At 63.9% G+C, this 19,552-nt stretch carries 22 protein-coding genes; 13 read left to right on the top strand and 9 right to left on the bottom strand.

Annotated features, from left to right (window positions below; genetic code table 11):
* Positions 1-137: 137 nt before the first annotated feature.
* The 8 genes from IWX65_RS01060 to IWX65_RS01095 all read left to right on the top strand — a co-directional run bounded on the left by IWX65_RS01060 (position 138) and on the right by IWX65_RS01095 (position 7,126).
* On the top strand, positions 138-422 hold the full coding sequence (locus tag IWX65_RS01060; RefSeq protein WP_196880626.1) for a Flp family type IVb pilin: 285 nt from the start codon (positions 138-140) through the stop codon (positions 420-422).
* Positions 423-512: 90 nt separating this feature from the next.
* Entirely contained in the window at positions 513-884 is a 372-nt protein-coding gene (locus tag IWX65_RS01065; protein ID WP_196880771.1) for a TadE/TadG family type IV pilus assembly protein, read from the top strand.
* Positions 872-1,906: a pilus assembly protein TadG-related protein gene (locus IWX65_RS01070; RefSeq protein ID WP_196880627.1), complete on the top strand. Its 1,035-nt coding sequence runs from the start codon at positions 872-874 to the stop codon at positions 1,904-1,906. Before IWX65_RS01065 ends, IWX65_RS01070 begins: the two co-directional genes overlap by 13 nt.
* Complete coding sequence (cpaB, locus tag IWX65_RS01075) at positions 1,903-2,652, top strand: Flp pilus assembly protein CpaB (RefSeq protein ID WP_196880628.1); 750 nt, start codon at positions 1,903-1,905, stop codon at positions 2,650-2,652. The genes IWX65_RS01070 and cpaB overlap by 4 nt, the downstream gene beginning before the upstream one ends.
* The gene (locus IWX65_RS01080) at positions 2,649-3,845 is read left to right on the top strand and encodes an AAA family ATPase (protein WP_196880629.1); all 1,197 of its coding nucleotides are present in this window, start codon (positions 2,649-2,651) and stop codon (positions 3,843-3,845) included. Before cpaB ends, IWX65_RS01080 begins: the two co-directional genes overlap by 4 nt.
* Positions 3,845-5,293, top strand: a complete 1,449-nt coding sequence (locus IWX65_RS01085) for a CpaF family protein (RefSeq protein ID WP_196880630.1) — start codon at positions 3,845-3,847, stop codon at positions 5,291-5,293. The genes IWX65_RS01080 and IWX65_RS01085 overlap by 1 nt, the downstream gene beginning before the upstream one ends.
* 4 nt (positions 5,294-5,297) lie before the next feature.
* The gene (locus IWX65_RS01090) at positions 5,298-6,233 is read left to right on the top strand and encodes a type II secretion system F family protein (protein WP_442859149.1); all 936 of its coding nucleotides are present in this window, start codon (positions 5,298-5,300) and stop codon (positions 6,231-6,233) included.
* Positions 6,234-6,241: 8 nt separating this feature from the next.
* Positions 6,242-7,126 (top strand): type II secretion system F family protein, encoded by an 885-nt coding sequence (locus IWX65_RS01095; RefSeq protein WP_196880631.1) that lies wholly within the window; start codon positions 6,242-6,244, stop codon positions 7,124-7,126.
* A gap of 17 nt (positions 7,127-7,143) precedes the next feature.
* Here the strand turns inward: IWX65_RS01095 and IWX65_RS01100 are convergent, their stop codons facing one another.
* Entirely contained in the window at positions 7,144-7,971 is an 828-nt protein-coding gene (locus IWX65_RS01100) for a response regulator transcription factor (protein WP_334683573.1), read from the bottom strand.
* A 186-nt stretch (positions 7,972-8,157) separates the two neighbouring features.
* Here IWX65_RS01100 and IWX65_RS01105 point away from each other — a divergent pair, with 186 nt between their 5' ends.
* Positions 8,158-9,960 (top strand): sensor histidine kinase, encoded by a 1,803-nt coding sequence (locus tag IWX65_RS01105; protein WP_196880632.1) that lies wholly within the window; start codon positions 8,158-8,160, stop codon positions 9,958-9,960.
* Between the two features lies 1 nt (position 9,961).
* The gene (locus IWX65_RS01110) at positions 9,962-10,600 is read left to right on the top strand and encodes a prepilin peptidase (protein WP_196880633.1); all 639 of its coding nucleotides are present in this window, start codon (positions 9,962-9,964) and stop codon (positions 10,598-10,600) included.
* Here IWX65_RS01110 and IWX65_RS01115 read toward each other — a convergent pair.
* The 7 genes from IWX65_RS01115 to infA all read right to left on the bottom strand — a co-directional run bounded on the left by IWX65_RS01115 (position 10,589) and on the right by infA (position 14,865).
* Positions 10,589-11,527, bottom strand: coding sequence for a tRNA pseudouridine synthase A (locus IWX65_RS01115; protein WP_196880634.1), 939 nt, complete (start codon positions 11,525-11,527; stop codon positions 10,589-10,591). The genes IWX65_RS01110 and IWX65_RS01115 overlap by 12 nt on opposite strands.
* A 28-nt stretch (positions 11,528-11,555) precedes the next feature.
* Positions 11,556-12,182, bottom strand: a complete 627-nt coding sequence (rplQ, locus tag IWX65_RS01120; protein WP_196880635.1) for a 50S ribosomal protein L17 — start codon at positions 12,180-12,182, stop codon at positions 11,556-11,558.
* Positions 12,183-12,249: 67 nt separating this feature from the next.
* Entirely contained in the window at positions 12,250-13,260 is a 1,011-nt protein-coding gene (locus tag IWX65_RS01125; protein WP_026531449.1) for a DNA-directed RNA polymerase subunit alpha, read from the bottom strand.
* A 154-nt stretch (positions 13,261-13,414) separates the two neighbouring features.
* Complete coding sequence (gene rpsK / locus IWX65_RS01130) at positions 13,415-13,816, bottom strand: 30S ribosomal protein S11 (protein WP_026531448.1); 402 nt, start codon at positions 13,814-13,816, stop codon at positions 13,415-13,417.
* A gap of 151 nt (positions 13,817-13,967) precedes the next feature.
* Positions 13,968-14,342, bottom strand: a complete 375-nt coding sequence (rpsM, locus tag IWX65_RS01135) for a 30S ribosomal protein S13 (RefSeq protein ID WP_026531447.1) — start codon at positions 14,340-14,342, stop codon at positions 13,968-13,970.
* A gap of 166 nt (positions 14,343-14,508) precedes the next feature.
* Entirely contained in the window at positions 14,509-14,622 is a 114-nt protein-coding gene (gene rpmJ, locus IWX65_RS01140; protein ID WP_026531446.1) for a 50S ribosomal protein L36, read from the bottom strand.
* A 21-nt stretch (positions 14,623-14,643) separates the two neighbouring features.
* Positions 14,644-14,865: a translation initiation factor IF-1 gene (gene infA / locus IWX65_RS01145; RefSeq protein WP_019481515.1), complete on the bottom strand. Its 222-nt coding sequence runs from the start codon at positions 14,863-14,865 to the stop codon at positions 14,644-14,646.
* A gap of 302 nt (positions 14,866-15,167) precedes the next feature.
* Between infA and IWX65_RS01150 the strand changes: the two genes are divergently transcribed.
* Genes IWX65_RS01150 through IWX65_RS01160 form a run of 3 tightly spaced genes read left to right on the top strand, consistent with a single transcriptional unit; the run spans position 15,168 to position 18,432 of the window.
* Positions 15,168-16,160 carry a carbohydrate ABC transporter permease gene (locus tag IWX65_RS01150; protein WP_196880636.1) on the top strand — a complete coding sequence of 331 codons (993 nt, stop codon included), beginning with the start codon at positions 15,168-15,170 and terminating at the stop codon, positions 16,158-16,160.
* The gene (locus tag IWX65_RS01155; RefSeq protein WP_196880637.1) at positions 16,157-17,023 is read left to right on the top strand and encodes a carbohydrate ABC transporter permease; all 867 of its coding nucleotides are present in this window, start codon (positions 16,157-16,159) and stop codon (positions 17,021-17,023) included. The genes IWX65_RS01150 and IWX65_RS01155 overlap by 4 nt, the downstream gene beginning before the upstream one ends.
* Positions 17,024-17,073: 50 nt before the next feature.
* Positions 17,074-18,432, top strand: a complete 1,359-nt coding sequence (locus IWX65_RS01160; RefSeq protein ID WP_196880638.1) for an ABC transporter substrate-binding protein — start codon at positions 17,074-17,076, stop codon at positions 18,430-18,432.
* 287 nt (positions 18,433-18,719) lie between these two features.
* Here the strand turns inward: IWX65_RS01160 and map are convergent, their stop codons facing one another.
* Complete coding sequence (gene map / locus IWX65_RS01165) at positions 18,720-19,547, bottom strand: type I methionyl aminopeptidase (RefSeq protein WP_196880639.1); 828 nt, start codon at positions 19,545-19,547, stop codon at positions 18,720-18,722.
* Positions 19,548-19,552: the final 5 nt, after the last annotated feature.

Raw genomic sequence — 19,552 nt, forward strand, 5'->3', positions numbered from 1 at the left:
CGCGATTCTTGGCGGAACCGGGCCTTTCCCTTGCCTTTGGGACGGGTATTTCCTTTCAGCCACACTTCAACCGCAGAAATTGCACAGGAAAAGCGCAGGTGGGTCAGGCTTCGCGCAGGATCCAAAGAATGTGGCATATGAGGCTTGTGGGAGAGCTACCTTTTGAGCAGGGCCGGCGCTGGGCCGGCCCTACCCCACTTCAGGAGTCTCAATTGTTCGCTCACCTCGCAGCTAGCCTGCACACCCTTGGTTTCACCGTCCAGTCACGCCTCCGCCGCGAGGAGACCGGCGCGACGGCCGTTGAATACGGCATCATGGTCGCCCTCATCGCAGTTGTCCTCATCACCGCCGTCACTTTGCTCGGCGGAAACTTGGGTGCAATGTTCACCCGAATCGCCGCTCGGTTCACGACCATCGGCTAACTAGTTCGACCGCGTAAATCGCCTGATTGAGTGGTGGAGACACTCCTCCACCACTCAATTTTTGGTTCGATCAAATTGGGAAAGCAGATCATGGGCGGTTCGAAGGAGCGAGGGGCAGTCGCGGTTGAGTTCGCCGTCCTCCTCCCTGTTCTCATTTTGGTTCTTCTCGGCATCATGGAATTCGGACGTGCTTTCAATGTGCAGACGTCCCTGACGAGTGCAGCACGAGAAGGAGCACGCGTCATGGCAATCACAAAAGACGCCACAGACGCGCGGCAAAAGGCCATCAATGCTGCAGTATCTCTCGATCCGCTTCCCACGAACGTAAGTGTTGCCCCGTGCGGTTCCTCGTCTATTGGGCAACAAACCACAGTGACCATCACCTATGAGTTGAACTCCCTTACAGGAATTGCTGGGCCCTTCACAATGACAGGTAGAGGAGTCATGTTGTGCGGGGGATAATCAGTGCCCATAGGAGTGAGGACGGAGCGGTCAGCGTCCTCGTCGCATTGCTCATGGTCGTCTTTCTAGGTTTCGCTGCTCTGGCAGTCGATGTCGGCATGCTGTATTCCGAAAAAGCGCAACTGCAAAACGGGGCGGACGCAGCAGCGCTGGGGATCGCCCAGACTTGTGCCAAAACGCCCGCCAGCATTCACTGTTCCAGTTCCTCTGCTGTAGCGACGGAACTCGCCAATCTAAATTCCCTGGATGGTCTCGGTACCGTCGAGTCGGTCGCCCTGTCTGCCAACACGGTCACTGTGACCACGAGCGCCAAGGAGGCAGGCCGGTCGGACAACCGGGTATCCCTTTTCTTCGCCCAAGCCCTCGGAATTTCCTCTGCTGAAGTGGGTGCCCATTCAGGTGCGGAATGGGGCAGCCCGCTTGCGGGGACCGCGCCCTTTCCCCTCGCATTTTCCATCTGTCAGGTGCAAGGGCAAATAGGAGGATCCATGCAGCTATTGCAGTCCCACGGCAACGATGCCAATTTGGACTGCAACTACGGACCGTCCGGGGCAGTAGTCCCGGGTGGCTTCGGGTGGTTGAACCGATCACCTGGGCAGTGTGGCGCTTTTGTCAGCGTGGCTGAGTTGAGTGGCAGCGACACCGGCAACGATGCGCCGAACATCTGTGGTCCCACTATGACCTCGTGGATGAATCAACTTCAGGAGGGGCAGCAGGTGACGCTGCTGCTTCCAGTCTTCAACAACGTTGAGGGCACCGGAACGAGTGCGCAATACAGCATCGTTTCCTTCGCTGCCTACGACTTGCTTGGTTGGCGCCTCAGCGGGGGCAACTCGACGCCGGATGTCTTCCGCAGCACCGCGACTGAGAACGGTTCTACCTTTTCGTGCAACGGCAATTGCAGGGGCATCATCGGCAGATTCGTCAAGTACGTCTCGCTCGCCGACGGCTACACACTCGGTCCGGTAGACAGCTCGGGCCTCACCATAGTTCGCCTTACCCTCGGAGATCCCTCGCCATGAAGTCCCGTCTACTTGCGGGCATAGCAGCCTTTGTCCTCGCCCTCGTCGGTGCAGTTTTGGTTTTCGCCTATGCCCAGGCTGCGGAAGCGCGTGCCGTCAGCGGACTGGAGCCGAAAGAGGTGCTCGTGGTACAGGAATCGGTCCCCGAGGGCACCCCGGTCGACCAGCTTGCCTCGATGGTTCGCAGTGAATTGCTGCCGACCACCGCAGTGGCGGCGAGTGCATTGAAGAACCTCGACGCGTCCGGTGGAATGGTCACCTCAGTAGACCTACTCCCCGGTGAACATTTGCTGGCTGAGCGGCTGGTCACACCTGAGACCCTGTCGTCAGCAGAGAACATCGCTATTCCAGAAAACTTTCACGAGGTCTCCTTCCAGCTCGAACCGCAGCGTGTCGTAGGAGCGACTATCGCAGCAGGCGACACGGTAGGCCTATTTGTCTCCAAGGATCCCGAAGACGAAGGTTCTCCGCAGTCAACGCAACTCATTATCCACAAAGTACTGGTGACGGGGGTCCAGGGCGCGCCTCTATCACCGAAGGCCGAAGTGGATGGTGAGGAAGTGCCGTCCGAGGCACCCCCCGCCCCCACCGGTTCGTTGCTGGTTACCGTTGCAGTGAGCGAGGAACAGGCCACCCGTATTGTCTTTGCTGCCGAGTTCGCGAGGATCTGGTTGAGCAAAGAAGCTACGACCACCGAGGAGAACTCAGCACCCGTCACGATGTTCGAGAATGAGTTGTACCGATGAGCAGATTCGTCCTGATCACCCCGAGCTCCGAATTCGAGCAGAAAGTCCGCCTCGCCGTCGCCGGCGGACTGCACGGTGAGGTGAAAGGCCTGCCGGCGAGCGTCCTCACCAGCGAAGCGCACGAAATCCTCGAGCAGCTCTCCCCCGAGCGTCCCGAGGTCCTCATTTTCGGTCCGGGCCTGCCCGTCGAGGACGCGCTGCGTCTCGCCACCGTGTTCGACGTCCAATTCCCCGAAGTCAGCCTGATCCTCGTTCACGACAGCCAGCCCGACGTCGTCCTGCAGGCCATGCGCGCCGGCGTCCGGGACGTGCTCAGCCCCCTCGCCGACGTCGCGAGCATCCGCACCCAGCTCGAGCACGCCTGCCAGGCCTTCGCAAGCCGGCGCCGCAACGACTTCGGGCAGCACCAGGGCCAGCAGGAAAACGGTCTGGTGATCGGGGTGCTCTCCCCCAAGGGCGGCGTCGGCAAGACGACGATCGCCACCAACGTGGCCGTGGGACTCGGCAAGCTGGCTCCCATGAGCGTGGTCATCGTGGACCTCGACCTTCAGTTCGGCGATGTAGCCACAGGCCTGTACCTCAACCCCGAGTACTCGGTGCTCGATGCCGTCTCCGGGTCCGCGACGCAGGACTCCATGGTCCTCAAGGCGTTCCTCACGGTCCACCGTGCCGGAATCTACGCCCTCTGTGCTCCCCGGAATCCAGCGGATGCCGACCGCATCAGCACCGAGCAGATCACACAACTCCTGAAACAACTCGCCGCCGAGTTCCGCTACGTGGTGGTGGACACTGGGCCGGGCTTGAACGAACACAGCGTGGCAGCTCTCGAGCAGTGCACCGACGCCATCTGGGTCACCGGCATGGACGTGCCCAGCGTCCGAGGCCTGCGCACGGGCCTCGATCTCCTCGGCAGGCTCAACCTGCTTCCGGAATCGCGCCACGTGGTGCTCAATTTCGCCGACTCCAAAACCGGTTTGTCGGTCCAGGACGTCGAAGCGACTCTCGGAGCGCCCGTCGACATCTCCGTTCCACGCTCGCGCGGCATCTCGCTGGCAACGAACCGCGGGATTCCCCTCCTTCAGGAAAACGTCCGGGACCCGGCCACCAAGAACCTCCGCGGCCTCGTCCAGCGCTTCGATCATCAGTGGCGCGCGAAGTCCCAGCGCAAGATGCACCGCAGGGTGGTCGTCTGATGAAACTGTCCGATCGCATCCAGGCCGCGGGCCTCCCCCGGACCGTCTCCGCGTCGGAGAAGCATTCGGCCGGCACAAAAGCCGGCGAGAAGAAAGCAGCCCCCGCAGTTCCGGCCCCGAGCTCTGCAAGAGCGGAAACGGCGGAACCACAGGCCAGCGCGCGGGTCGACGTCTTCGCGGGACTGAAACTACGGGCGGCATCGGCTCTCTTCGAGCGCATGGGGTCCAGGGCCAGCGACACCTCGGTCACCGAGGAGGACCTGAAGATCGCGGCGCGCGAAGAGCTGAGCGAGATCATTGACGCCGAGCAGGTGCCGCTCACCCCCGACGAGCGCCGTCGGCTGATCCAGGACGTGGCCGACGACGTCCTCGGTTTCGGCCCGCTGCAGCGCCTCCTGGATGACCCCACAGTCACCGAGATCATGGTCAACCGCATGGACCAGATCTATGTGGAGAAGGGCGGGAAACTGACCCTCAGCGGCTCACGGTTCAGCTCGGAACAGCACCTGCGACGGGTCATCGAGCGGATCGTCTCGAAGGTGGGACGCCGCATCGACGAATCCTCGCCCTTCGTCGATGCGCGGCTCGAGGACGGCTCGCGCGTCAACGCGGTCATCCCTCCGCTTGCCGTCAACGGCTCCTCACTCACCATCCGAAAATTCAGCAAGGTCCCGCTGACCGTTCAAAATCTCATCGACTTCGGCACCCTGACGCCGGAGATGGCGGAACTCCTCGACGCCTGCGTCCGAGCCAAGCTGAACATCATCGTGTCCGGCGGAACCGGTACGGGAAAGACCACCCTGCTAAATGTCCTGTCCTCGTTCCTCCCCGACAACGAACGCATCGTCACCATCGAGGACGCCGTCGAGCTCCAGATCCAGAAACAGCATGTGGTGCGCCTCGAGAGCAGGCCGCCGAACACCGAGGGCAAAGGCGCCGTCACCATCCGCGACCTCGTGCGGAACTCGCTGCGTATGCGACCCGACCGCATCGTCATCGGTGAGGTCCGCGGCGGTGAATCCCTCGACATGCTGCAGGCCATGAACACCGGCCACGACGGCTCGCTGTCCACGGTGCACGCCAACTCACCGCGCGACGCCGTCGCCCGCCTCGAAACGCTCGTGTTGATGGCGGGGATGGATCTGCCGCTCCGGGCCATCCGGGAGCAGCTCGCGTCGGCGGTCAACCTCGTGGTGCAGATCTCGAGGCTCCGTGACGGCTCCCGTCGCATCACGCACGTCACCGAGGTGCAGGGCATGGAGGGCGACGTCGTCACGCTCCAGGACGCTTTCGTCTTCGACTACTCCGCCGGAGTGGACGCCTCGGGCCGCTTTCTCGGGAAACCCGTGCCCACCGGCATCAGGCCCCGGTTCATGGAGCGCTTCGAGGACATGGGCATCACGGTGTCCCCGGCAGTCTTCGGCGCAGTCCCGGCCCGGACCTGGTGACGGCATGACCGGTATGTTCGTGACCGGTGCTGCATTGTGTTTCGTCGCTATGGGGCTTGTGATGGTGGCGTTCCGGCCGCTGCAGTCACCCGTTCCCCTGGACCGGCGTCGTCCCGTCCAACTGGAATCGGACTCGCAGCTGTCCCGTTTCGCGGGGTCCGCCGGTCGCTGGATGGAAACCTACCTCCGGCAGCACCCGAAGCGCTTGTTCCGACGGGAAGTACTCGAGACGGCGGGCGTAAGGCTCAGCCAGGCCGACATGCTCCTCCTCGTGATCACCGGCGGGGCCACCGGACTGGTGGTCGGCTGGGTATTGATAGCGCCCGTCGTCGGGCTCCTGCTTCTGGTTCTCGCCCCAGCCATCGCGCACCTGTTCCTCTCCTTCCTCACCGGCAGGCGCAGGAAGCGATTCGACTCGCAGCTTGGCGATACGCTGCAGCTCCTCACGGGCGGCCTGCGGGCCGGGCACAGCATCCTCCGGGCGATCGACGCAGCAGCCACGGAGGCGGACAGCCCCACCGCGGAGGAAATGCGGCGGATCGTGGCGGAAACCAGCCTCGGCAAGGACCTCCTGATCTCACTCCTGGATACGTCGAAACGCATGGAGAACGAGGACTTCGCCTGGATTGCACAGGCCATCCAGATCAACCGCGAAGTGGGAGGGGACCTTGCCGACGTGCTGGACCAGGTGGGCCACACCATCCGCGAGCGCAGCGAGATCAAGGGACAGATCCGCGCACTCGCCGCGGAAGGCAAAATTTCTGCCTACATCCTGGGAGCGCTGCCCTTCGGCATCGCGATCATGCTCACCGTCGTCAGTCCCGGCTACGTGAACCCACTCTTTGATGAACCGCTTGGCTGGGCGATGCTCGGTGGAGCAGCCGTCATGATGACCATCGGTTGCCTTTGGCTCCGCAAGATCATCGACCTGAAGTTCTGAGCCCCGCGATGAATCCGATGCTCTCGATATCCCTGCTCCTGGTCTCAGCCCCACTCGGCTACCTGACGTGGTCCCTGCTCACCTCCGACACCAAGGCACGCAGGACGGTGCAGAAGAACCTGAATCGGGGAGCCGGAGCGGTAGGTACGGACGCAGCGACCCGACCGAACCCGCTCCTGCAGCTCGGACACCGCCTGACTCCTGAGGGGTACGTCCAGAAGCTGGACCATCTCCTCGCCCTGGCGGGCCGTCCGGCAACACTACCGCTCGCCAAAGTCCTCACTGCAAAGCCTGCACTGGCCCTTGTCGCCGGGGTGCTGGCGCTCCTGCTGATCAGCTCCAATCCGACGAAGCAGTTCATCCTCCTTGGAATCTTCGTCCTTGTCCTCGCCTACTTCATTCCCGACCTCCTGCTCTACAGCCGGGGTCAGGAACGCCAGAAGGCAATGCAGCTGGAGCTCGCGAACACCCTCGACCAGATGCTGATCTCGGTGGAGGCGGGGCTCGGCTTCGAGAGCGCCATGCAGCGGGCCGGCGAGAACGGCAAGGGGCCGCTCGCAGAGGAATTGGTGCGGACGCTGCAGGACATGCAGGTGGGGCGTAGCCGCAGGGAAGCCTATCTGGCGCTGGCCGAGCGAAGCAGCGTTCCCGAACTCCGGAGCTTCGTCAAAGCCATCGTGCAAGCCGATGCGTATGGCATCGCGCTGTCGGGGGTGTTGAGGACTCAGGCGAAGGTGATGCGCGTCAAACGGCGCCAGCGGGCGGAGGAGAAGGCGATGAAACTCCCCGTGACAGTGCTTTTCCCACTGCTGTTCTTCATCTTCCCAGTGCTGTTCATCGTGGTCCTGGGACCGGCGGTCATCAATGTCATGGCCACCTTCGCGGGCCAGTGAGACAAAAAGTGACGGGCTTAGTCCTTCCGCGGCGTGAGCCGGTAACCCACTCCCCGCACGGTCTGCAGCCACCGCGGCGACTTCGGGTCCTCCAGCAGTTTCCGCCGGAGATTGCCGATATGGACCTCGATTGCCCGCTCGTCCGACTCGCTGATGTACGCGCTCTCCCCATACAGGTCGCCGCGCACCACCCGGACCAGGTCTGCCTTGGTGCGCACCGCGCCGTTGCTCTTCAGCATTTCGTGGAGGAGGTCGAACTCGCTGCGGGTCAGCGTCAGGTCAGCGCCGTCAAGGGACGCCGTCCGTGCGTCCTGATCGAGCACCAGCCCGTTGTGCTGCAGGAGCGGGGCTCGAGCACCGGACTCCGGCTGAGGCGGGTCAGGCGGCGTTGCCACTTCGGCCACGTGCGCCGCCAGGACCTGCGGGTCGGGCTTTCCCCTCGGCCGGCGCAGCATCGCCGCGATCCTTGCACGCAGTTCACGCGGCCGGAAGGGTTTCGTCAGGTAGTCGTCGGCTCCGGACTGCAGGGCGGTGAGGGTGTCCAGCTCATCCCCCCGCGAGGTGAGCATCACCACGTAGCAGTCGGTGAAACCGCGGATTCGGCGCAGCACCTCGTACCCGTCGATATCGGGCAGCCCGACGTCGACCGTCACTACCGTGGCGTCATGCGCCCGCACCAAATCCACGCCGTCGCGCCCTGTGGACGCCATGAACACGTCGAATCCTGACTGCTGGAGCACCGCCCCCACCAGGTTCCTGACGTCGGCGTCGTCCTCGATCACCACTGCTACTCCGGGATCGTTCGCCACAGCCATCACCTCCCCCTGCCCTGTTGTGCATTGCATTGCCGGGATGCCTAGGCCATACCGTCCATTGTGCCGTGTTCCGCGGTCCGGCGTCGCCATCTCACGCGAGCCTCTGCCCAACAGGGGTTGCTTATGGCAATAATGGGGATTGTTACCAATAGCTGCGGGAAGTTGTTCTTTTCATGTGGTCTCTCACCCAGGTCCGGACCGAGCATGCGCGGGCGCGTGCCTGAGCGCCTGCCGCCGTCTCGTGCAGACGGCACGTTCCAGCGCTTCAACCTGCGCCATCCCGTGGTGCTGTGCCAGCTTCCCCTGACGCTGATCGTGCTCGTCATTGCCGTCGCGGCCCCGGTCCTTCGTCCCGGGCTTCTGCAGAACGCGACGTTCGAGGGCGCGGTGTTCCTCCACCTCCTTCTGCTCGCCCTCTGTGTCCTGATCCCCTGGCCGAAACTTCCGCGGGGAGCAATCCTCCTTATACCGGTGCTGGATTTTCCCGCGATCGCCCTCTACCGCTACGGTGCGCTGGAAAGCCAGCCGAGCCTCGGCGTCCTCACGTTCTTTCCCGTCCTGTGGCTCGCGGCGTCCAGGCTCACGCCGTGGATCTCCGTGCCCGTCGGCTTTGCCGGCTCCTCCCTCGTGGTGCTGCTTCCCCTGGCCGTGGACGGCACATCCTCCACGGTGGTCGACTTCACGACGGCGCTCCTCCTGCCCGTCGTGATGGTGACCCTCGCACTCACCGTCCACCTGGCGAAGATGCAGCTGAGGCTCAATGACCACGAGCTTCGGCAGAAGGAACAGGAGCTGAAGGAGCTCCTCAAAGCGAGCAATAAACGTGAAAACCTGCTGAGCACCATCCTCGACACCGTGGACCTGGGCCTGATCGCCGTCAACGCCGACGGAAAACACACCCTGACCAACCACCAGCAGGACCTTTTCCACCGGCTCGCGTGCATTTCCGGCGGCTCCGTCACGGAGGAGGAGGGCCAACTCCTTTTCGCCCCCGACCGCACCACTCCGCTGGCCCAGGAGCAACGCCCCATCCGGCGCGCGCTCGCCGGTGAGACCTTCGCGGACCAGCTCGTGTGGATCGGCACGGGAGATGACCAGAGGGCGGTGTCCACTGCGGCACGGCCTATCCGGAACGACGACGGCGGGCTCGCCGGTGCGGTGATCGTCTGCAGCGACGTGACGCGGCTCGTGGACGCGGTGGCGGCCAAGGACGCGTTCATCTCGAATGTCTCGCACGATTTCCACGCACCGCTCACCTCGGTGCTGGGCTACCTCGAACTCGTGCTCGAGGACGAGCATCCGCTCCCGGACTACCTGCAGGCCTATCTCGAGGTGGCCACCCGGAACGCCGAACGCGTGCTGGACCTCGTGGCGGACCTGCTGGCCACCGCCGGGGACAACGTACGCGTGCATCCGAAACCGGTGGACCTCGCGGGGCTCGTGGAGATGGGTATCCGCTCCCATCGGCTCCGGGCGCAGGAGAACAACATCGTTTTCGAGGCCGATGTGCCCGCACCCCTCTGGTCCCTGCTGGACCCGCTGCGGATTTCCCAGGTGCTCGACAACCTGTTCTCCAACGCCATCAAATACTCGCCCGACGGCGGTGTCGTCACTATCAGCGCATGCGAGACCGCAGCGTCCCTCGAGCTGCAGGTGCGGGACACCGGCATCGGCATGCCACCGCAGGAAACCTCGAAAATCTTCTCCCGGTTCTACCGCACCCCCGCTGCGCGGAACGGCGACATCAACGGCCTGGGGCTCGGCCTGGCAATCACCAAAGCCATCGTGGAAGCCCACGGCGGGACCATCTCCTGCGCCAGTTCGCTCGGGGTCGGAACCGTCTTCACCGTGACGCTGCCCTCCAGCGGGGGCGCCGGCGTACCAATGGAACGAGCCCATCCCGCGTTGCACGTCAGGCACCCTACGGAGGAACCGGATCCGACAGCGCCTGAGCGAGCTCAGCAGCCCTCGGAAAAATATGAGCAGCGGGCGCAGCAGCCTGCGGAGGAACATGCCTAGCATGGAGGCGCTGGTAGCTGTGCTGGGAATTGCCGTTGCCGCGTTGGCCGGAGCGGCAGGAGGTTACTCGATTTTCCCCCTGGCCCAGCGGGATCCGAGGACACCGCTGCCTGCGTCCTGGCGCTTCCCGATGACTGCCCTGACCGCGCTGCTGGCGGGCCTGGGAGCTGCGACGGCGGATTTCCCCGGCGAGGTGCCGTTGTTCATGGTGCTGCCGGTCTTCGGGGTACTCCTCGCAGCAATCGACCTTCGGTCGAAACTGCTCCCGAACGCCCTGCTGCTGCCCTTCGCCGGCGCAACGGCCGCGGTGCTTGGTCTCGCTGCGGTCACCGGAGCCGGCTGGCAGCCGCTCTCCGGCGCTGCACTGGGTGCAGCCTTGATGTTCGGTTTCTACCTGCTACTGGCCCTGATGTCACCGGCGGGCATGGGGATGGGAGACGTCAAGCTTGCGGCAGTCCTCGGCCTTTACGGCGGCTACGCCGGACTGCTGCCCTGGCTCATCACCCTGCTGGGCGGTTTCCTCTTCGGCGGTCTCGCAGGTTTGGCGGTGCTGCTTTCCCGGCGGGGCGACCGCCACGCCGTCTTCCCCTTCGGGCCCGGGATGCTCCTGGCCGCCTTCCTCGGGACGCTAACGCTGTAGGTGTGCGGGACCTCGCCGCGCTCGCGTCAACGCTGCTCTGCGGCCGAGCTCAGCGGCTTCCGGATACGCCACTTCCTCAAGCACCAGAGGATGTGCCGGCGCCAGAATGGACTGCGCGTCCTTGATCCGGGCGTCCAGCCGTTCCTTCAGCCATCCGGCCGGCATTTCGCCACTGCCCACCCGCAGGGTGGAGCCGATCAGCGCGCGCACCATATTGTGGCAGAAGGCGTCGGCCTGAATGGTGGCGGTGATTGCGCCGTCGGCTCCGCGTTGGAACCCGTAGCGCTGCAGTTCGCGGATGGTGGTGGCCCCTGCCCGCGGTTTGCAGAAGGCCCGGAAGTCCTGCATCCCCCGCAGGTGAGCGGCACCGCGGTTGAGCTGTCCGACGTCGAGCTCGCCCTGGTACCAGAGCGTGGTGTGACGTGCGAGCGGATCCTGCCCCGCCTGCGCATCGGCGATGCGATAGCTGTAGCGCCGCCACAGTGCCGAGAACCGTGCGTCGAACCCATCGGGAGCAAGGCTGACTTTCCGCACGACGACGGCGGGCACGGCGTTCCTCGTCGTCCTACCGCTGCCGGACGGCTGACGGGTGAGCACGAGGTTCACTGTTCCGGTCAACCTGCGGCGCATCGCGTCTTCGGGCGAGACGTCCTTGCCCCGCGTCATGGCTTGCCACTCCCCCGGCGGCAGGTCCACATGCATCACCTGGCCGCGCGCGTGCACTCCGGTATCGGTCCTGCCTGCGACCGTCACCCGGGCAGAGCGACGCAGCAGGATGAACAGCCCTTCCTCCACCACGCCCTGGACAGTGGCGAGTCCCGGCTGCAGTGCCCAGCCGGCGAAGGGGCCGCCGTCGTAGGCCAGGTCGATCCGGACACGCAAAAGCCCGCCGTCCCCCGAAGGGAAGGCGGGCATTTGCGTCGTCATTCAGCGAAACCAGGGTACGAGGGAAGGATTACTTCTTCTCGTCGGTCCCGGTGGAGCCTTCTTCGACGACAACAACCTCTTCGGTGCCGGCTTCGGCATCGATGGTGGTGTCTTCTGCTGCAACCTCGTCAGACGAAGGCGCGGAGGGCGCCGACTCGGCTGAATCCGCAGATTCCACCGAATCTGCGGATTCAGGTGACTCAGCAGATTCAGCGACAGGTCCGGCAACCCCAGCGGCCGCTGGTGTGGCCGTCTTGGCCTGCTCGGCCTCGGCGACGACCGACTGCTTCGCCGACATCGGGTCCAGCACCAGTTCGATGACGGCCATGGGGGCGTTGTCGCCCTTGCGGTTGCCGATCTTGGTGATGCGGGTGTAGCCGCCTTCGCGGTTGGCGACGGCAGGGGCGATGTCCGTGAACAGCTCATGGACGATGCTCTTGCTGCTGATGACACCGAGGACGCGACGGCGTGAGGCGAGATCGCCCTTCTTGGCGAAGGTGATCAGGCGCTCGGCGTAGGGGCGGAGCCTCTTGGCCTTGGTGACCGTCGTGGTGATGCGCTTGTGCTCGAACAGTGAGGCGGCCAGGTTGGCGAGCATCAGGCGCTCGTGCGCCGGACCGCCTCCGAGACGTGGGCCCTTTGTGGGTGTGGGCATGATTGTTTCTCCTCTTAGTGGTCCTGCCCACCGCTTCTAGGGCGACGGACAGGCGGATCTAGCTGTGTTAGAGCTCTTCGTCGCCGTAGGCGGCGTCGTCCTCTTCGATGGCAGCGGCGCGTGCGGCGAGGTCGAACCCTGGAGGGGAATCCTTCAGGGACAGACCCAGCTCGACGAGCTTCGCCTTGACCTCGTCGATGGACTTCGCACCGAAGTTGCGGATGTCCATCAGGTCGGCTTCCGAGCGCCCGACGAGTTCACCCACGGTGTGGATGCCCTCGCGCTTGAGGCAGTTGTACGAGCGGACCGTCAGTTCGAGGTCCTCGATGGGCAACGCCATGTCGGCGGCCAGGGCTGCGTCAGTGGGCGAAGGACCGATCTCGATACCTTCAGCTGCCGTGTTGAGCTCGCGGGCCAAGCCGAACAGTTCCACCAGGGTGGTGCCTGCTGAGGCGACGGCGTCGCGGGGCTCGATGGCGTCCTTGGTCTCGACGTCGACGATCAGGCGGTCGAAGTCGGTGCGCTGCTCAACACGGGTGGCTTCCACGCGGAAGGTCACCTTCAGGACCGGCGAGTAGATCGAGTCGACCGGAATACGGCCGATCTCGGAGTCGCCGGACTTGTTCTGCGAAGCGGACACATAGCCGCGCCCGCGCTCGATGGTCAGTTCGAGCTCGAACTTGCCCTTCGAGTTCAGGGTGGCGATGTGCAGGTCGGGGTTGTGGAACTCGACGCCGGCGGGAGGCGCGATGTCCGCAGCGGTGACGACGCCGGGTCCCTGCTTGCGCAGGTAGGCAACGACAGGCTCGTCGTGCTCGGACGAGACGGCAAGGTTCTTGATGTTGAGGATGATCTCGGTGACATCCTCCTTCACACCAGGAACGGTGGTGAATTCGTGCAGCACTCCATCGATGCGGATGCTTGTGACAGCAGCACCCGGGATCGAGGACAGGAGTGTGCGGCGAAGGGAGTTTCCAAGGGTGTAACCGAAGCCGGGCTCGAGGGGTTCGATTACGAACCGTGAACGGTTGTCGGCGACTACTTCTTCAGTCAGGGTGGGGCGCTGTGCAATAAGCACTTACATTTCCTTTCAGGGAGCATCCGCTATATGACGCTTCACAAATGGGCGGGACGGCTGGTGAGCCGGCTCAAAAGCTTTTTGATAACGGCGCCGAACCGCCCTGCGGAAGCAAACTGCTTCCGCAGGGCGGTCGGTCACCGGATAAAGCTGATTAGACGCGGCGGCGCTTCGGGGGACGGCAGCCATTGTGGGCGCTGGGGGTGACATCCGAGATGGAGCCAACCTCAAGGCCGGTGGCCTGCAGTGACCGGATTGCGGTTTCGCGTCCTGATCCCGGGCCCTTGACGAAGACGTCGACCTTCTTGACGCCGTGTTCCTGGGCACGCTTCGCGGCGGCTTCGGCAGCCATCTGCGCAGCGAACGGGGTGGACTTACGTGAGCCCTTGAATCCAACTTCACCGGCGGAGGCCCAGGAGATGACTGCTCCGCTGGGGTCCGTGATGGACACGATGGTGTTGTTGAAGGTGCTCTTGATGTGCGCCTGTCCGAGCGCGATGTTCTTTTTATCCTTGCGACGCGGCTTGCGCACCGCTCCACGAGTCTTGGGGGGCATTACTTCTCCTACGAAGGTATTGGATTAAGCATTGGGGTCCGCTGTCCTGGACCACCTGCTGGTTGAAACTCTCAACGAGCGGATGGGCCCCTGACCGCTGGGTTCCTTGGGTCTGCGAGCTTCGCGAGCAGACTTAGGGAGCGGTTAGGGTCTAGCGAACCTTCTTCTTGCCGGCGACGGTACGCTTCGGGCCCTTGCGGGTACGAGCGTTGGTCTTCGTACGCTGTCCGCGTACGGGAAGGCCGCGGCGGTGCCGAATGCCTTCGTAGCTGCCGATTTCCACCTTGCGGCGGATGTCGGCTGCAACCTCGCGGCGGAGGTCACCCTCAACCTTGAAGTTGCCTTCAATGTAGTCACGGAGCTGAAGCAGCTCCGGGTCACTGAGGTCCTTGACGCGCGTGTTCGGGGAAATTCCCGTGTCCACGATCGTCTTCTCTGCACGGGTCTTGCCCACGCCGTAGATATAGGTAAGCGCAATGACAACCCGCTTTTCGCGGGGGATGTCTACGCCAGCGAGACGTGCCATATCGGCGGTTCTCCTTTGGGAATACCGGAGGTCTGAGACAAAGCGTGCCCGGAGAATATCTCCGGTCCCCGGCCTCCGAGCCGGGGGTGTGCGCTCCTTATCAGGGAACGCTGCTTTGCCTATAAATGAACTACTACGCGTGGGGCAGGACCTCGGGGAGAGGTATTTAGCCCTGACGCTGCTTGTGACGTGGGTTTTCGCAGATTACGAGAACGTTGCCCTTGCGGCGAACCACCTGGCACTTCTCGCAGATCCGCTTCACGCTCGGCTGGACCTTCATGGTTTTCCTTTGCGTCGGTTCTTATTTGTAGCGGTAGACAATACGGCCCCGGGTGAGGTCGTACGGGCTCAGTTCCACTACTACCCGGTCCTCAGGAAGGATTCGAATGTAGTGCTGACGCATCTTCCCTGAGATGTGGGCGAGAACAATGTGTCCGTTGGCGAGCTCAACGCGGAACATCGCGTTGGGCAGCGCCTCGTTCACAGTGCCTTCAATCTCAATGACACCGTCTTTCTTGGCCATATCCTCCGCTAACGTCTGTGCCCACCACTTGCACGGTGAGCGGGTTTGGGTTTTGATTGTCTGACCTCACCCGAGCACTCGCGGCGGTAGGCCGCGCGGCCCAAAATGGGCACAAAAGCAGAGACAACCAACAGCCAACCCTACGCCACGGGCGCGTAGAAGTTAAATCGGCGAAAGGTGTCAGGTGAACCTCGGGTGAACCGTTCGCGAACCTCGCCAGAAAAGCATGCGGGAATCGCCCCGTAAGCCTGATTTCTGTGGTGAAGTGTTGATATTTCTTCCAACGCTTCGAGGTCACTTGCATGAGCCGGGTCCACACTGAGCCCCTTCCGCCCTCGGCGGACCCTCCTGGTCCGCCGTCCGGAGGGCGGGCGGAGTCGGCGCGCCGGACGGCTTCCGCCACGCCGAAGCGCAGGTTCACGCCTCGCGCCCGGCGCGAGGGCCTCATCTTCCTCGCCCTCGCGCTGCCGAATCTGGCGCTCATCGGTGTGTTCACCTACCTGCCGCTGCTCAACAACCTCTACTACTCCACGCTGAACTGGACGCTCGGTTCGACCAACGCGACGGTGATCGGGTTGGGGAACTACGTCACCTTCTTCACCTCGGGCGACGCCCCCCGCGTGCTGGGGACCACAGCAGTGTTCACCCTTGTGACAGTGGGCGGTTCGATGGTGCTCGGCCTGCTGGTGGCGCTGGCACTCAACCAGAGAATCCGCGGGACCACCTTCGCCCGGTCCGCAGTCTTTGCCCCCTACGTCCTCTCCGGCGTGGGGGTAGGGCTGGTGTGGCTGTTCATCTTCGATCCGGTATACGGGGTGCTGGCGTGGATCCTGCGGAGTTTCGGCGCCGCAAGCCCCCAATGGGTCAATGATCCGGATCTCGCGTTGACCATGGTCATCATCGTGTACGTATGGAAGAACCTCGGCTACTGCGCGGTCGTCTACCTCGCCGGGCTGCAGTCGCTGCCGAAGGACATCCTCGAGGCGTCACAGCTCGACGGCGCCGGACCCATTCGCACCTTCTGGAGCGTCAAGCTTCCGTTGATCTCGCCCACCACCTTCTTCCTCCTCATCACGTGCCTGCTGAGCTCGCTCCAGGCGTTCGACCTCATCCGAATCATGACGCCGCTCGGGTCGGGGACGTCGACGCTCGTCTACGAGGCCTACCTCCAGGCATTCGGGGCCTTCAACCGGGCCGGGTATTCCGCCGCGATCTCCATCGTTCTCTTCGTCATCCTGCTCACTGCCACCGTGCTGCAATTGCGGTTCGTCGAGCGGAAGGTCCACTACTCATGACCACTACACTTCCCCGCCCCGATCGGGCCCTGTCGCACCGCAACCTCGCCGCCACCATTGTCGGTGGGTACGTGCCCCTGATCCTGGCAACCGCCGTCGTCTTCCTTCCACTGCTCTGGATGATCCTTTCCAGCATGAAGCTGCCGAACGAGATCGTCACGACCGACCTCGCGGTCCTTCCTGCCCAATTCACCCTCGAGAACTACTCAGCAGCAGCGGAGAAGGTGCCGTTCGGCCGGTTCTTCCTCAACAGCGCCATCGTCACCGTCACCGGCGCAGCCATCAAGGTTGTGCTCGCCCTGCTGACGGCCTATGCCCTGGTCTTCGTGAGGTTCCCCCTCAAGCGGCTGATCTTCGTCCTGATCCTTGTGGCCCTGATGGTTCCGCCCCAGGTGTCGATCCTTCCCAACTACATCCTGATCAGCGGCCTGGGCGGCAGGAACACCCTGTGGGGCATCATCCTCCCCGGACTCGGCACCGCTTTCGGGACTTTCCTGCTACGCCAGCATTTCCTCACGCTCCCGGCCTCGCTGCTTGAAGCCGCCGAGATCGACGGCGCAGGGCACTGGCGGCGGCTGTGGCAAATCGTTGCCCCCGTGTCGGTGCCCAGCATCGCCACGGTTGCCCTCGTGACGATCGTGAGTGAGTGGAACGAGTACATCTGGCCGTTGATCATCGTGGATGATCCCCGCTACATGACCCTGCCCGTGGGGCTGACGCTGCTCCGGAACTCCGAGGGGGACGCGTCCTGGGGCATCCTCATGGCCGGTGCAGTCATGGTCATTGTTCCCGTCCTCATTATCTTCGCCGCGTTGCAGCGCTACATTGTTGCGGGGCTGACTCAAGGTTCAGTCACCGGCTGATGACCCACCAACCCTCCTCCACTCCTCCACTCCTGTGAAAGGCTCCTCGAATGAAATCCATCCCCCTGCCGCCGCTGAACCGGCGTCATTTCCTTTCCTTCGCCGCTCTCGGGTCGGGCACCGTTGCCCTTGCCGCGTGTGGTGGACCATCGACCGCGCCGCCGGCCGCTGAGGCCGAGGAAACCGTCCTCGACTTCGAGGGAATCACTCCCGCGGCTAAGATCGAGTTCTGGTCCACCCACCCGGGGCAGTCCCAGGACGTCGAGAACTCACTGATCGAGAAGTTCAACTCCTCCCAGTCGGAAGTCAAGGTCAAGCTCGTCACGGCCGGCGCGGACTACGAGGAGATCGCCCAGAAATTCCAGACCGCGCAGCAGGGCGGCAAGCTGCCCGCCGTCGTGCTGCTCTCCGACGTGTGGTGGTTCCGCTACTACATCAACGGCTCGATCATCCCGCTCGACGGACTCCTCGACCAGCTCGAAGTCGACAAAGCCGACTACCGCGAATCGCTGATGGCCGACTACCAGTACGAGGACAAGCAGTGGGCGGTACCGTACGCCCGGTCCACCCCGCTCTTCTATTACAACCGCGACCACTTCAAGGCCGCGGGTCTTCCTGACCGCTCCCCGACCACCTGGGAGGAGTTCGGCGAGTGGGCACCGAAACTGATGAACGCCGGAATCCCCGGACTGCAGACCGCCTACCAGTTCCCTGCCCTTGCCGGATACGCGGGGTGGTCCCTGCAGAACCATCTGTGGGGCTACGGCGGCGGCTGGTCCGATGAATGGACCATCACCGCGGACTCCCCCGAATCCGTCGCGGCCATCCAGTGGTGCCAGGACGCCGTGTTCAAGCACAAGTGGGCGGGAGTGTCGTCGAAGGACGCCTCGGCTGACCTTTCGGCCGGTGCCGTCTCGGCGACGGTCAGCTCCACCGGGTCACTGGTGGGCGTGCTGAAGGCGGCACAGTTCGATGTCGGTGTCGGCTTCCTGCCCGGCGGTCCGGAGTCGACGGACAGGGTGTGCCCGACGGGCGGCGCGGGGCTCGGAATCCCAAGCGGGGTCACCAAGGAGGAGCAGCTCGCGGCGGCGATGTTCCTGAAGTTCATGGGCGAGCCGGAGAGCACCGCCGAGTTCTCGGCCGCGACCGGCTACATGCCCGTGCGCACTTCGGCCGACATGACAGCTGTGCTCGCCGCAAGCCCGTTGATCAAGACGGCCATCGACCAGCTCGACGTCACCCGCCCGCAGGATTACGCCCGGGTCTTCATCCCTGGCGCGGACCTGGAGATCGCCAAAACAGCCGCGGCGGTCCTGACGCAGCCCGGTGATGTCCAGACCGAGATGACCAAGTTGAAGGGCACCTTGGAGTCGATGTACCAGCGTGACGTAGAGCCGAACCTGGCCTGACGTCGTCCGGGATTCGCTGGGCGGCTACGAAGTTTCGGCGGCCGTTGCAACGCCAGCAGTATGGAGGGGGTTGCAACGGCCGCGGTTCTTGGGGGCGCCAGCGATCCTTAAGGGCGCTAGCCCCAGGGGTACGTGCATTCCGTGCCAGACTCCCACCACTCGGCCGACCCCGGGGCTTCCTGCCCACCTTTTGAGGACTGAACCGCGTGTCGATCGACAACACGCCGAGAATCAGGAAGACCCCAACACAGCAGCCGGACACTGTCCCACGCCGCGCGGAAAGAAGCTCAGGCCTCCAGCGGCACCGGCGTGACGCCGAGGGGCCCAAGGGCGGAAACGCCACCATCCGCCGCGCTCAGAACCCAGATACCGCCGTCGTGCACTGCCACCGTGTGCTCCCACTGGCACGACCGCTTGCCGTCGAGGGTGACCACGGTCCAATCGTCCTCGAGCACTCTCGTCTCAAGCCCGCCGAGCACGAGCATCGGCTCGATGGCCAGGCAGAGACCGGGACGGACCTTCGGTCCGCGGTGCTTGCTGCGGTAGTTCAGGACGTCCGGGGCCTGATGCATCTGGGTGCCTATACCGTGGCCCACGTAGTCCTGCAGGATTCCGAGCCGCTTGCCGTGCAGCCCCGAGACATAGTCATCGATCGCCGCGCCGATATCCCCGACGAACCTCGCGGACGCCAGAGCTGCGATGCCGTGCCACATGGCCGACTCGGTGGCGTCGGACAATCGGACGTCCTCCGCCCGTGCCGAGCCGACAATGACGGTGCGCGCCGAATCGGAGTGCCACTTGTCCACGACGGCGCCGCCATCGATCGAAAGGATGTCGCCGTCCTGGAGGGTGTACCCGCCGGGAATCCCGTGAACCACCTCGGCGTTCACCGAGGTGCAGATGCTCTTCGGGAACCCGTGGTAGCCGAGGAAATTGGAGGTTGCACCGGCGTCCTTCAGAACGCCCTCGAACACGGTGTTCAGATCATCGGTGGTCACTCCCACCTTCGCGGCGGCTACGGCCGCGTCCAACGCTGCCGACAGGACGAGGCCCGCCCTGCGCATGGTCAGGATCTGGGAATTGCTCTTGTACTCGATCTTCGGCTCGCGGAACACGCGGG

Source organism: Arthrobacter sp. CAN_A214, assembly GCF_015751955.1.
In the GTDB taxonomy this organism is placed as follows: Bacteria; Actinomycetota; Actinomycetes; order Actinomycetales; family Micrococcaceae; genus Arthrobacter_D.

What these genes read in the sequence shown, in the direction of transcription:
- IWX65_RS01060 (WP_196880626.1), top strand. Translation starts at nt 138, where the DNA reads ATGAGGCTTGTGGGAGAGCTACCTTTTGAGCAGGGCCGGCGCTGGGCC.
- IWX65_RS01065 (WP_196880771.1), top strand. Translation starts at nt 513, where the DNA reads ATGGGCGGTTCGAAGGAGCGAGGGGCAGTCGCGGTTGAGTTCGCCGTC.
- cpaB (WP_196880628.1), top strand. Translation starts at nt 1,903, where the DNA reads ATGAAGTCCCGTCTACTTGCGGGCATAGCAGCCTTTGTCCTCGCCCTC.
- IWX65_RS01080 (WP_196880629.1), top strand. Translation starts at nt 2,649, where the DNA reads ATGAGCAGATTCGTCCTGATCACCCCGAGCTCCGAATTCGAGCAGAAA.
- IWX65_RS01085 (WP_196880630.1), top strand. Translation starts at nt 3,845, where the DNA reads ATGAAACTGTCCGATCGCATCCAGGCCGCGGGCCTCCCCCGGACCGTC.
- IWX65_RS01090 (WP_442859149.1), top strand. Translation starts at nt 5,298, where the DNA reads ATGACCGGTATGTTCGTGACCGGTGCTGCATTGTGTTTCGTCGCTATG.
- IWX65_RS01095 (WP_196880631.1), top strand. Translation starts at nt 6,242, where the DNA reads ATGAATCCGATGCTCTCGATATCCCTGCTCCTGGTCTCAGCCCCACTC.
- IWX65_RS01100 (WP_334683573.1), bottom strand. Translation starts at nt 7,971, where the DNA reads ATGCAATGCACAACAGGGCAGGGGGAGGTGATGGCTGTGGCGAACGAT.
- IWX65_RS01110 (WP_196880633.1), top strand. Translation starts at nt 9,962, where the DNA reads ATGGAGGCGCTGGTAGCTGTGCTGGGAATTGCCGTTGCCGCGTTGGCC.
- IWX65_RS01115 (WP_196880634.1), bottom strand. Translation starts at nt 11,527, where the DNA reads ATGACGACGCAAATGCCCGCCTTCCCTTCGGGGGACGGCGGGCTTTTG.
- rplQ (WP_196880635.1), bottom strand. Translation starts at nt 12,182, where the DNA reads ATGCCCACACCCACAAAGGGCCCACGTCTCGGAGGCGGTCCGGCGCAC.
- rpsK (WP_026531448.1), bottom strand. Translation starts at nt 13,816, where the DNA reads ATGCCCCCCAAGACTCGTGGAGCGGTGCGCAAGCCGCGTCGCAAGGAT.
- rpsM (WP_026531447.1), bottom strand. Translation starts at nt 14,342, where the DNA reads ATGGCACGTCTCGCTGGCGTAGACATCCCCCGCGAAAAGCGGGTTGTC.
- rpmJ (WP_026531446.1), bottom strand. Translation starts at nt 14,622, where the DNA reads ATGAAGGTCCAGCCGAGCGTGAAGCGGATCTGCGAGAAGTGCCAGGTG.
- infA (WP_019481515.1), bottom strand. Translation starts at nt 14,865, where the DNA reads ATGGCCAAGAAAGACGGTGTCATTGAGATTGAAGGCACTGTGAACGAG.
- IWX65_RS01150 (WP_196880636.1), top strand. Translation starts at nt 15,168, where the DNA reads ATGAGCCGGGTCCACACTGAGCCCCTTCCGCCCTCGGCGGACCCTCCT.
- IWX65_RS01155 (WP_196880637.1), top strand. Translation starts at nt 16,157, where the DNA reads ATGACCACTACACTTCCCCGCCCCGATCGGGCCCTGTCGCACCGCAAC.
- IWX65_RS01160 (WP_196880638.1), top strand. Translation starts at nt 17,074, where the DNA reads ATGAAATCCATCCCCCTGCCGCCGCTGAACCGGCGTCATTTCCTTTCC.